Raw genomic sequence first — 13590 nt, forward strand, 5'->3', positions numbered from 1 at the left:
GTATAAATAACAGAATCATTAAGTTCGACATTGGTCGAACGATGGCATCCTTATTGGGGAAGAAGGCATCATTATCCAGCTTATATGAAGCTATAGAACTGGCACCCAACTCCATATCGGGATAAGAACCGGTCGCTTTCGCCGTACAGTGCGGTTCATGAACAGCGCGCTATATCTGCATGAGGGAGTGAGGAGCTTTGCGGCGGCGCGCCTCGTTCGATCTCCTAAAAGAGAATGGCGGACCGTTAAGCACGCGGCGCGGTCGGAGCGGCCGGTCATCGCCGCAGCGTGTGCGGAAACCGCCTTTTTCTTATAAAATAAAAATCAGCTGCATATGATAAATATGACCACTCGACAGAGGGCCGCTGAACACTGCGGCAGAGCAGATGATATTCGAATCATCTTCTCAGACCGGTGTTTTGAATTCAGCCTGCCTCCCTGTCTTGTGATCTGGTCGCCTGTGTGGATGATGACCTCCGCAGTACGGTCAATCATCCTTTTAGAGACCTTTCATTAAGTACACGACACCTTTTACGCATAGACAACCACTGGGTCATTGTTCCACACTGCATCATTGCCAACCCATGCCCATTCCCAGCCTAAATTCTCCTCCCATGTGTTGAGGATCATACATCCGCCAAGCATCCCCAGCTTATAGCCTTCCCAGGTTGCGTCGCAGTAATAGTATGTTTTCCCCCCATATTCTACATGAGTTCCGGTTCCGTCTGTTACAAGAACGCCGGCAGTGATGTGGTCTCCCATCCGGCCTCCCCCTATCCCCTTTGTGTCCACGTCATGTATCACGAATTCGTAATCCATTGCTTTGATCAAGTATACAAAGAGTAGAGCATGGTCCTCGCAGTCGCCTCCTCGGTTCAGAAGGGGTTCTCCTTTCTGTTTGGCTTCTTCTTCAGAGGCAGAGAGGGCTTTTCCTTCCCAGAACGTCTCGGTAGGCAGCTTCCAATACTCTCCCACCCCCATACTCTGATTGTCGGTCACAAACGGAATATTCTGAACGAACCTCAGTACGAAATTGATGCGGCTGGAATCGCTCCAGCCGGCGGTGACCACTGTGAAGGCATCCGCTATGCTCTTCAGCACCGGATCCTCATATGACAGATAGTCACCTAGTGTGTCTGTGTATCCCCATTGCTGCCTGTCCAGATCCCTGCCCAACGCCTCCAGCGCATTTCCCACTATCTCGTTGTACAGTTCTTCGGACATCTGAACGTTCATTGTTGCGGTGCCTCTGTCTATTACCAGCTGGACATAGTCATTTTCCGCTTCAGCAAAAGGGGTCATTGAGACACTTGCATACGTCCATGTATAGGCCGGAGCTCCCCTGCCTGTATCGGATTCTAGGAAATACGCAGTGTATTCCATGTCAACGAGGTTCATGCCCAAATACCTGGATGGATTCGTGGAGTTATCATCCCAGTACAGGAAAACATACCCTGCGTTCTCTGAGACCTCGATCGTCAGAAGGTCCATCTTGTTGACCTCAAACTGCCCCCCATATGGGATGGACGCGGTCATTCCCGGCAGAGACCAGGCGAACGTTCCCGCTCCCGGCGGGTCGGCGGTCAGAGTTATCACGGACTTGCTTCCGGCTGTATTGTAAAGGAAGTATGCCGTCAGCGAGGCGTCGTCGGACAAGGTGAGTTCCTTAATCGCGTCCGTGGAGGCATCCTCCCAGAACCGGAAGTCGGATCCGAGGACCGGACTTATCTCCACGATCTCATCGAGGTTGAAGGTCACCGGCAGGCCGAGGTATGGAGTCCATGCCGTATCTCCCAGGAGCCTGTACTGGAGGGCGCCTGATCCCAGTGGGTATGCGCTCAGGGTCAGGGTCACTGTGCTGGGTTGGAAGTATGCGGTCAGCGCGGCATCCGCAGACATTGTGTATACCCTGTCTGTGCCGGTGCTTGAGTCCTCCCAGTACCGGAAGACGTATTCGGGTTCCACAGTTGTTCTGATCTCTATGCTGTCATTTTCGTTGAACACCACCAGCCCTTCGTAGGCAAACCATGTTTCCGTTCCTGTGAGCTTGTACTCAAAGGCACCTGCCCCTTCGGGGTATGACTCCAGGGTCAGAGTCACTGTGTCTGGCCCAAGGAAGTATGCCCTGTATGACGCGTCGCCGCTTTGAGGCGCGCTCACGAACCTTGACGTGCTTACGGAGTTGTCCTCCCAGTACAGGAAGGTGTATCCGTACGCCTCTGTCGTAATAATTGTCAGGTCATCGGTGTTGTTGACGTAGAATGATCCGTTGTACCCAAGGAACACGGACATTCCCGGCAGGGTCCACTCAAATGTTCCCGCTCCTCCCGGGAAGGCGTCCAGAGTTATCTGGACACGCTCATTGGATATCTCCGAGAGGAAATAGGCCATCAGAGTGTTGCCTGTAGGCAGTATTGTGTATTCCATCACGGGGTCGTCGTCGGCATTCTCCCAGAACCTGAATGCATATGTGGGTTCAGCGATTGCTCTGATCTCTACGGTGTCGCCGATATCGAATGTCGCCGGCATGCCGCCGTAAGGGATCCATACCGTCGCTCCCTTAAGCCTGTACTCAAAGGTACCGGCCCCTGCGGGGTATGTATCCAGAATCAGAGGGGCCGTGACGTCAAAGTATGCGGTGTATCCCGTGTCGTCGGTAACCATGCTCAAATGTCGGGATGGGTCCGTGGAGTTATCCTCCCAGTACTGGAAGCCATATCCCGCGCCCCCTACAGCTTCGATCGTCAGAGAGTCCATCTTGTTTACCTCAAACGGCCCTTCATATGGGATGGACACGGTCATTCCGTCCAGCTGCCAATAGAACGTTCCCGTTCCCGGCGGGCTGGCGGTCAGAGTTATCGTGGACTTGCCTCCGGCTATATTGAAAAGGAAGTATGCGTTCAGCGAGGTGTCGGCGGACAATGTGAGTTCCTTCGGTGTGTCCGTGGAGGTGTCCTCCCAGAACCAGAAGTCGACTGTGGGCTGGGAGGGGACCGGGTTTACTTCCACGATATCGCCGACGTTGAACGTAATCGGCAAGCCAACGCCAGTGTGGGGGGTCCATGCCGTATCTCCCTGAAGCCTGTACTGGAAGGAAGCCATTCCCAACGGGTATGCGGTCAGGGTCAGAGTCACTGTGCTGGATTGGAAGTATGCGGTCAGCATTGCATCGGAGGATATGGTGTATACTCTATATTCGCCGGTGCTTAAGTCCTCCCAGTTCTGGAAGGTGTATCCGGGTTCCGCAATCGCTCTGATCACTACGACATCGCCTGCGTAGAATGCCGCCGAAGTAGTGTAGGTGTTCCATACCGCTTCTCCTTGGAGTCTGTATTCAAAGGTACCTGCCCCAACGGAGTATGATTCCAGGGTCAGATAGACCGTCGTGGGGGGGTCATCAGAGAGGAAGGATGCTGTCAGCGCGGCACCGCCGGCGGACATTGTGACGGTCCTAACGGGGTTGGTGCCGGCATCCTCCCAGGACTGGAAGGTGTAGTCGGGCGCCGCAGTTGCTATGATCTCTATGACATCGCCGATGTTGAACCACTCCGGCGAGCCGAGGTATGCGACCCAGTCTGTCATTCCCTGGAGCCTGTAATCGAAGGTACCGGCCGTCGCCGGGTCTGCGTTCAGGGTCAGGCTGACCGCGTTGAGGTCATCGAGGAAGTACGCAGTGTATTCCGCAGTGGCTACAATATGCGTGCCAACATTCCTCGACTGGCTTGCCGAGACGTTGTCCAACCAGTACTGGAAGGTGTAGTCCTGCGCCTCATCGACTGCGATGGTCAGGTCGTCGTCCTTGTTGATCGCGAACGACGCGCCGCTAGCGCACGGGAAGGATCCGGTCATTCCGCCCAGCCGCAATGTGAATGTTCCTCCTGCCGACGGGTCGGCGGTCAGGGTTATCGTTACCCAATCGCCGGGGTTGTCGGAGAGGAAGTATGCTGTCAGTGTCTCATTGGTGTAAGGAACTGAAGACATAGTGTATGTCCTCGGGTTGCTGTTAGTGTTGTCCTCCCAGAACCGGAAGGTGTATCCGTTTGTCGCATATGTTCTAATCTCTACGATGTCGCCTGGGTTGAGTTGTACCGGCATGGTGTAAGTGGTCCATGACGACACTCCATTAACCCTGTACTCAAAGACGACATCCGCGGCGGCGGGGGACGACTCAAGGGTCAGGGTGACCATGTCAACTCCAGAGAAATATGCAGTGTAGCTCTTTGTGTCGGTGACGTGGGTGCCCACGGCCCTTGACATGCTTGTAGACGAATCCTCCCAATACATGAAGGTGCCCGTATCCTCTATGGTCTCGATCATCAGGTAGTCGGTCTTGTTGATCACGAACGGCACGCCGTCCACATACGGAACGAATGCGGTCATTCCGCCCAGCTGCCATTCGAACGTTCCCGCTCCCGAGGGGCTGGCGATCAGGGTTATCTCGACAGTGTCAGTTCCGAGGAAGTATGCTGTATCCGACTGGTCGCCGGCGGACATGTTAAATGTCCTTTCAGGGTCAGTATCCGCATCCTCCCAGAACAGGAAGGTGCACACGGGTTGCGCGTCTGCCCTAACATTTACGACATCCACATCGTTGAACGCCATCGTCGTTCCTCCTACGAATTCACGCCAATACGTCATTCCGACGTTAGCGATCTGGTACTTGAAGTCGCCGTACCCTGCGGGGAGGTCATACAGCGTCAGGTCGGCCTGCTCGCTGAGGTTGTCAGTGAGGAAGTACGCAATGAAGTTCTTCTCGTCTTCGCCCAGCTGCCAGGAGTCTATGGTCCTGGATACGTTATCATCATGCTCATCCATCCAGAACTGGAAGGTGTAGCCGAGTTCCGCTATGGCCCCGATAACCAGGTCATCGATATGTTTGTTGACGTAGAACGGTCCGGTGTATTCGAACACGTTGGGCATTCCGTATACCTGCCAAGTGAACGTTCCCGTTCCCGACGGTACGTCGGTCATGGTTACCAGGACCCTGCTGTTGGGATCGTCCGCGAGGAAGTATGCGACACCGGTGTTATTGATGCTGTCGAATGACCTGACGGGATTGGTGTTTGTGATTACCTCCCAGTACTGGAAGGTATACCCTTGTACACCGACCGCTCTGACCTGTACGGTATCGCCGACGTTGAACATCTCCGAGCCTGTGTATGCGGCCCAGCCTGTCATTCCGGAGAGCATGTACTCAAAGGTGCCCAGCCACGATGGTACCGCCTGGAGGTCCAGGGCGAACCTCTCGGCGGGGTTGTCAGAGGTGAAGAACGCAGTGTACGTCTCTGTACCGGCGTTTAGGGGGTGGTTGCCCACATTCCTGGTGGGGCTTGTGGAAGCATCCTCCCAGACCAGGAAGGTATGTGTGAGTTCCGCTTCGGCCCTGATGGTCAGGTCGTCGATCTTGTTAATCTCAAACGGCGTGCCGCTTATATACGGAACAAAGTCGGTCATTCCGTCCAGCTGCCAGGAGAACGTTCCTCCTACCGACGGCACGGCGATCAGGGTTATCTCGACCGTGTCAGCTCCGAGGAAGTATGCCGTAAGCGTGGTGTCGCCGACCGGCATTGTGTATGCCCGCTCGGCGTTGTCGTCGGCATTCTCCCAGAACAGGAAGCTGTATCCGGATTCCGCAGTTGCTCTGACCTCTATGGCATCACCAACATTGAATTGCACCGGCGCAGCGTAGGCGAGCCAAGCCGTCATCCCCATTAGCCTATACTCAAAGGTACCGGCTGCGGGGTTGACGTCGGGTAACGCCTCGAGGGTCAGATACGGCGCGGCGGCGTCAAGGAAGTACGCAGTGTATCCCTCTGTGCCGGTGGTGTTGAGGAGGTGGTCGCCCACAATCCAGGTTGGGGTTGTGTAAACATTCTCCCATGAGACGAATGTGTATAATGCCGCTTGCTCGGCATGAACGGTCAGGTCATCGCTTTTGTTGATCACGAACGGCGTGCCGCTAACGTACGGAATGAACGCGGTCATTCCGTCCAGCTGCCAAGAGAATGTTCCCGCTCCAGGCGGGCTGGCGGTCAGGGTTATCTCTACCCAATCGCCGGAGTTGTCGGAGAGGAAGTATGCCGTCAGTGTCTCATTGGTGTAAGGAACTAAAGACATAGTGTATGTCCTCGGGTTGCTGGTAGTGTTGTCTTCCCAGAACCGGAAGGTGTATCCGTTTGTCGCGGATGTTCTGATCTCTACTGTTTCGCCGGGGTTGAATTGTACCGGCATGGTGTAAGTGATCCATGACGGCGTTCCCTGAACCCTGTACTCGAAGACGACATCCGCAGCGGCGGGGGACGACTCAAGGGTCAGGACGACCATGTCTACTCCGGAGAAGTATGCAGTGTAGCTCTTGGTGTCGGTGACATGGGTGCCCACGAGCCTTATCATGCTTGTAGACATGTCCTCCCAATACAGGAAGGTGCCCGTATCCTCTATGATCTCGATCATCAGGTAGTCGGCCTTGTTGACCACGAACGGCGTGCCGCTCACGTACTGGACCCACGCGGTCATTCCGAAAAACTGCCATCTAAACGTTCCAGCTCCCAACGGGCTGGCGGTCAGGGTTATCTCTACCCAATCGCTGGGATCATCGGAGAGGAAGTATGCATACACAGTTGTGCCTATTTGGTCGATTAAGGTTATAAAAATCTCATCCTCTGAAGCATCTTGCCAGAACAGGAAGTCATATCCACTTTCCGGGACTGCTCTGAGCTCTACGACGTCGCCGATGTTGAATAGCTCGCCATAAGTATACGTGGTCCATCCTTCCATTCCTGGATACCTGTACTCAAAGGTGCTGGCTCCAGCGGGCATTGATCCAATGAACAATGGAGCCGTGTCGGTTCCGAGGAAGTATGCGGTATATTCCTCAGTGCCGACGATGTTGCTGAGATGGTCGCCCACATTCCTGTAGAGAATTGTAGAAGTATCATCCCAGAACATGAATGTATGTGTAAGTTCCGCTTCGGCTTCAATGAACAGATTGTCGCTCTTGTTGATCACGAACGGCGTGCCGCTAACGTACGGAATGAACGCGGTCATTCCGTCCAGCTGCCAAGAGAATGTTCCCGCTCCCGGCGGGCTGGCGGTCAGAGTTATCGTTACCCAATCGCCGGGGTTGTCGGAGAGGAAGTATGCCGTCAGTGTCTCATTGGTGTAAGGAACTGAAGACATAGTGTATGTCCTCGGGTTGCTGTTAGTGTTGTTCTCCCAGAACCGGAAGGTGTATCCGTTTGTCGCATACGTATTGATCTCTACGACATCGCTGGGGTTGAGTTGTACCGGCATGGTGTAAGTGGTCCATGACGGCGTTCCATTAACCCTGTACTCGAAGACGACATCCGCAGCGGCGGGGGACGACTCGAGGATCAGGACGACCATGTCAACTCCGGAGAAGTATGCAGTGTATTCCGCAGTGCCTGTGATGTTGCTGAGATGGTCGCCCACATTCCTGTAGGGGCTTGTGGAAAAATCTTCCCAATACATGAAGGTGCCCATATCTTCTGTGGTCTCGATCGTCAGGTAGTCGGCCTTGTTGATCATGAACGGCGTGCCGCTCACGTACGAAAAGGATGCGGTCATTCCTGGCAGCGACCAAGAGAATGTTCCCGCTCCCGAGGGGCTGGCGGTCAGGGTTATCTCTACCCAATCGCTGGGATCATCGGAGAGGAAGTATGCATACACAGTTGTGCCTAATTGGTCGATGGAGGTTGTAAATATCTTATCCTCTGAAGCATCTTCCCAGAATTGGAATTCATAGTCACCTATCGGGACTGCTCTGAGCTCTACGATGTCGCCGACGTTGAATGACTCGCCGTAAGTATATGCGGTCCATCCTTCCATCCCGAGATACCTGTACTCAAAGGTGCCGGCTCCTGTGGGCGTTGGAATAACGAACAATGGGGCCGTGTCATTTCCGAGGAAGTACGCAGTGTACGTATGGGCGTTGCCGTTGCCGCTATGGTCAGCTACATCCAAGGTTGGGTTTGCAGTACCGTTACTCCAGACCTTGAAGGCGTATCCGGGTTCCGCTGTGGCCTCGACGAACAGTCTGTCGCTCTTGTTGATCCTGAACGGTACGCCGTCCACGTACGGAACGGATGCAGTCATTCCGTCCAGCCACCATGTGAACGTTCCCGCTCCCGAGGGGCTGGCGGTCAGGGTTATCTCTACCCAGTCGCCAAAGACGTCTGAGACGAAGTACGCTGTATCCGACTGGTCACCGAGGGACATATCAAATTGCCTTAAGGGATTAGTGTCCATATCCTCCCAGAACATGAAGGTGCACGAGGGTTGCGCATCTGCCCTAACATATACGATGTCCCCCTTATTGAACGCCATCGTCGTTCCTACGAAGTTGTGCCAAGACGTCATTCCAACACCAGCGATCTGGTACTTGAAGTCGCCATACCCTACGGGGAGGTCATACAGCGTCAGGTCGGCCCGCTCGCTGAGGTCGTCAGTGAGGAAGTACGCAATGTATTCTTTCTCATCGTCATCCAGATAGAAGGAGTATATGTCCCTGAGTGCAGTCGTAATTGGTTCATCTATCCATTGCTTGAAGGTGTAGTCGGGTTCCGCTATGGCCACGATCGTCAGGTCATCGATATACCTGTTGACGTAGAACGGTCCGGTGTATTCTAAAGCATAGGGCATTCCATATAATTGCCAAGTGAACGTTCCCGCTCCCGACGGGAGGTTGGTCAGGGTTATTCTTACCCTGCCGCCGGAGTCGTCCGCGAGGAAGTATGCGAAACCGGAGTTATTGATACTGTCGAATGACCTGACGGGATTGGTGTTTGTGATTACCTCCCAGTACTGGAAGGCATACCCTTGTACACCGACCGCTCTGACCTGTACGGTATCGCCAACGTTGAACATCTCCGAGCCTGTGTATGCGGCCCAGGCTGTCATTCCGGGGAGCATGTATTCAAAGGTGCCCAGCCATGATGGTACCGCCTGGAGGTCCAGGGCGAACCTCTCGGCGGGGTTGTTAGGGGTGAAGAACGCAGTGTACGTCTCTGTGCCGGTGGTGTTGAGGAGGTGGTCGCCCACATGCCTGGTGGGGGTTGTGGTAGCGTCCTCCCAAATCAGGAGGGTGTATCCGGGTTCCCCTGCGGCCTCAACGGTCAGATCGTCGCTCTTATTGATGAAGAATGGCGTGCCGCTCACATACGGAACGGACGCGGTCATCCCGTCCAGCTGCCAGGAGAACATTCCTCCTACCGACGGCACAGCGACCAGGGTTATCTCGACAGTGTCAGTTCCGAGGAAGTATGCGGTATGCGAGACACCGCCGACGGGTATTGTGAATATCCTCGGGTTGGTGTCGATGGCATCTTCCCAGAACATGAATGTGTATGGAGATGCTGCGGCCGCTCTTACCTCTATGTTGTCGCCGACATTGAATTGCACCGGCGTGGTGTAGGGGAGCCAAGTTGTCGTCCCTAGGAGCCTGTACTCAAAGATACCGGCTTCGGGAGTGACGTCGGGTGACACCTCAAGGGTCAGGGTGGCTGTGTTGGAACCGAGGAAGTACGCAGTGTATTCCGCAGTGTCTGCAGTGTGCGTGCCCACATACCTTACGAGGTTTGTGGAATTATTCTCCCAAATCAGGAAGGTGTATCCGGGTTCCCCTAAGGCCTCAACGATCAGATCGTCGCTCTTGTTAATCGCGAACGGCGTGCCGCTCACATACGGAATGAACGCGGTCATTCCGTCCAGCTGCCAGGAGAACGTTCCCGCTCCCGGCGGGCTGGCGGTCAGGGTTATCTCTACCTGATCGCTGACGTTGGCTGAGAGGAAGTATGCGGTATGCGAGACACCGCCGGCGGGTATTGTGAATGTCCTCTGATAGGTGTAGATGGCATCCTCCCAGAACATGAATGTATATCCGGGTGCCGCAACCGCTCCGACCTCTATGTTATCGCCGACATTGAATTGCACCGGTATAGAGTAGGCGAGCCAAGTTGTCGTCCCTAGGAGCCTGTACTCGAAGGTACCGGCTTCGGGAGTGACGCCGGGTGACGCCTCAAGGGTCAGGGTGACCGCGTTGAGGTCATCGAGGAAGTACGCAGTATATACCGCAGTGTCTGCAGTGTGCGTGCCCACATGCCTTACGGGGTTTGTGGAATTATCCTCCCAGAACCGGAAGGTGTATCCAAGTTCATCTTCGGTCTCAACGAACAGGTCATCGCTCTTGTTGATCACGAATGGCGTGCCGCTCACATACGGAATGAACGCGGTCATTCCGTCCAGCTGCCAGGAGAATATTCCCGCTCCCGGCGGGCTGGCGGCCAGGGTTATATATGCCTGATCGTTGGGGTCTTCGGAAAGGAAGTATGCCGTCAGCACATTGTCGCCTGGCACCGCTGACATCGTATGTGTCCTCGACGGGTTGATGCTGGCATCCTCCCAGAACCGGAAGGTGTATCCGTTTGTCGCAACTATTCTGACCTCTACGACATCGCCGGCATTGAGTGTCATCGGCGTGCCGGAGTAAGCAATCCATGACACCATTCCCAGGAGCCTGTACTCAAAGGTATCCGCTATGGCTGGGTACGTGTTCAGGGTCAGGGTTGCTGCTTCGGCGGTCAGGAAGTATGCTATGTATTCCGTATCGTAAGAGTTCGTGCCCACGACCCTCGATGGGCCAGTGGAATTATCCTCCCAGTGTTGGAAGGTCTCTCCCGGTTCTTCTGTCACATAGATGGTCAGGTAGTCGGTCGTGTTGACCCGGAACGGCCCAATGTATTCAACAGGTGCGGCCATTCCCGGCAAGGACCAGGCAAACGTTCCCGCTCCGGCGGGTGACGCGGTCAGGGTTATCTGGGCTCCGCTCCCAGGTGTACCGGTGAAGAAATATGCGGTCAGCACGGTGTCGGAGGATGGCATGGTGAACATCCTCTGATCGGCATCGTCGCCGTCCTCCCAGAACCGGAAGGTGTATCCCGATAACGCCGTTACCCTTATCTCCACCACATCATCGACGTTGAGTGTCATCGGCGTGCCGGGGTAAGAGGCCCATAACGTCATTCCCTGGAGCCTGTACTCAAAGATACCCGCCATGACAGGGTATGTGTTCAGGGTCAGGGTTGCTGTTACGGCGGTCAGGAAATACGCGGTGTATTCCGTATCGTAAGAGTTCGTGCCCACTATCCTTGAGGCGTCGGTTGAATAATCCTCCCAGAACAGGAAGGTGCATCCGGGCTCTTCTGCCGCATAGATGGTCAGGTAGTCGGTCGTGTTGACATGGAACGGCTCGACGTACTGAACGGGTGCGGCCATTCCTGGGAGGAACCAAGCGAACGTTCCCGCTCCGGCGGGTGACGCGGTCAGGGTTATCTGAGCAGTATCTGATCCGAGGAAGTATGCGGTGAGTACGGCGCCGCCGGAGGGTATAGTGAACTCCCTCATATAGTCATAGCTACTGTCCTCCCAGAACCTGAAGGTGTATTGGGGCAACGCAGTTGCTCTTATCTCTACGATATCGCCGACAGTGAATTCTATAGGCGTACCGTAGTAAATATCCCATGCCGTCGATCCCTGGAGCCTGTACTCAAAGGTGCCTGTAATGGCGGGGTAAGCGTTCAGAGTCAGGGTCGCTTTTTCGATTATTAGGAAGTATGCTGTGTATTCCGTATCGTAAGAGTTCGTGCCCACTATCCTTGAAAGATCGGTTGAATTGTCCTCCCAGAACTGGAAGATCTCTCCGGGCTCTTCTGCCACGGAGATCGCCAGGTAGTCGATCGTGTTGACCTGGAACGGCCCGACGTACGGAATTGATACGGTCATTCCCGGCAGGGACCAGGTGAAGGTTCCCGCTCCGACGGGCGACACTGTCAGGGTTATCAGGGCAGTGTCTGGTCCGAGGAAGTATGCGGTCAATACGTTATCGCTAGGCGTTGATTCGGGTAGAATTGTGTACATCCTCGTAGCAACGACGCCGGCATCCTCCCAGAACCGGAAGGTATATCCCGGTAACGCTGCCGCCTTTATCTCCACCTCGTCGCCGATGTTGAACAGTACCGGCATGCCCAAGTAGGTGATCCAAGCCGCCGTTCCCTGGAGTCTGTACTCAAAGGTGCCTGTAATGGCGGGGTAAGTGTTCAGAGTCAGGGCCACCGCATCGTCTCCGAGGAAGTATGCGGTGTATATTGTGTCGGCGGGATGTGCGCCTACATGCTTAGATAGATTTGTGGAGTTGTCGTTCCAATATCTGAAAGTGTAATCCGCTTCGGCTGACGTTGATATCGTCAGGTCGTCGCTCTTCTTGACATAGAATGGATCATCGTATACAACGGATGCGGTCATTCCGGGCAGGGACCAAGTGAACATTCCCGCCCCCGCCGGTATGGAATTCAGAGTGATCAGAGATCTGTCGCTAAGCGTGTCCGTCAGGAAGTATGCGATCAGCGTAGCGTCGGATGATATTGTGTATGTCCTAACGGCGCTGGTGCTTGCGTCCTCCCAGAATCGGAAGTCGAAGCCGATGGCCGCTGCGGTCGTGATCTCAATTATATCGCCGGCATAGAGTGTCACCGGCAAACCGAAGTAGTTTTGCCATGTTGTCGTTCCCTGGATCCTGTACTGGAACGTACTGGTCCCTGCAGGGTACGCATTTAGGGTCAGGGTCACCGTTTCACTGACGGGTGTGACTTGGCCGCCTTCTACTGCGGCGCTGATCAGACTGCCTTCAGATACTGCCGTCACCAACTGATAATCGTCGGCGTCTAGCTCGCCGAAGTTCTTTCCATATATTTCGCTGTCGTTTTTCTCTCCCACCATAGAAACGATAGCGACCGATACAAGTGCAAGCGATACTGTAAGCAACGCTAGTCCTATTAGAATACTCCTTTTATTCTTCATAATGATACCTTCGTTTAATTTGATTGGGGCCGCCTGTATAGTTGCGGCCCGTTTCCCCCGTATTATTATGTAAATAGAGTGTATAAATAATATGTAGTTGAAGCCGCCGCATGATATAATCCGAAAAGGCGGAAACCACACTATTTTTTGCATCCGAGGGGTGTGAGGCCAATAATATCTCGATAAAGGCGGCGGTATCTGTTCGGACGGAACTGCGGCCTCCTTCGGAGTGTCTCGCGCCGGCCTTCTCAGAAGAATTCCCGGAAACAAGCACGCTTTGATATAATTCATACTAAAACAGTATGAAATAGAATACCTAGTAACGGCACCGTTCATCATGGCATCTTTCGCCTTTTGACGGATTCGCATCTGTCCGTTCATTCCATCCTTTTCCGCAGAACGGGACCGGCAGCAGAGCTTACTTCCGGCACCATACAAGCTGACGACGACACCGCAGAGGACCTCCGGACCAAAATGCAACCAATAAAACATAGAAAAATATTAAAGGGGCGCTGTGTTGAGGAGGTTTAACAGCCTCGTAGTGTAGCGGTCAATCATGCGGGACTCTGGATCCTGCGACCACAGTTCGAATCTGTGCGAGGCTACCATTCATATCTGGCTTGCCCGTTTTTTCACTCTTTACCATTGCTTTAGCGCTTTCGTTCATCACTACTCCGCTTCTTTCATGAAAAGAGAAAGAAGAGCTTTACCTCATTC

1 protein-coding gene and 1 tRNA gene are annotated in these 13590 nt (G+C 54.2%); one reads left to right on the plus strand and one right to left on the minus strand.

All coding sequences use genetic code 11. The features are described 5' to 3' along the window. Positions 1-531: 531 nt before the first annotated feature. Positions 532-12873, minus strand: a complete 12342-nt coding sequence (locus FWG96_06870) for a hypothetical protein (protein ID MCL2032968.1) — start codon at positions 12871-12873, stop codon at positions 532-534. 532 nt (positions 12874-13405) lie between these two features. Here FWG96_06870 and FWG96_06875 point away from each other — a divergent pair. Then, positions 13406-13481: transfer RNA gene (locus tag FWG96_06875), tRNA-Gln, on the plus strand. The last annotated feature ends 109 nt before the right edge of the window (positions 13482-13590 follow it).

This window comes from Candidatus Methanoplasma cognatum, assembly GCA_009777615.1.
In the GTDB taxonomy this organism is placed as follows: Archaea; Thermoplasmatota; Thermoplasmata; order Methanomassiliicoccales; family Methanomethylophilaceae; genus Methanoplasma; species Methanoplasma cognatum.

Excerpts from the sequence above, each read along its gene's own strand:
- FWG96_06870 (MCL2032968.1), bottom strand. The coding sequence starts at position 12,873 with ATGAAGAATAAAAGGAGTATTCTAATAGGACTAGCGTTGCTTACAGTA.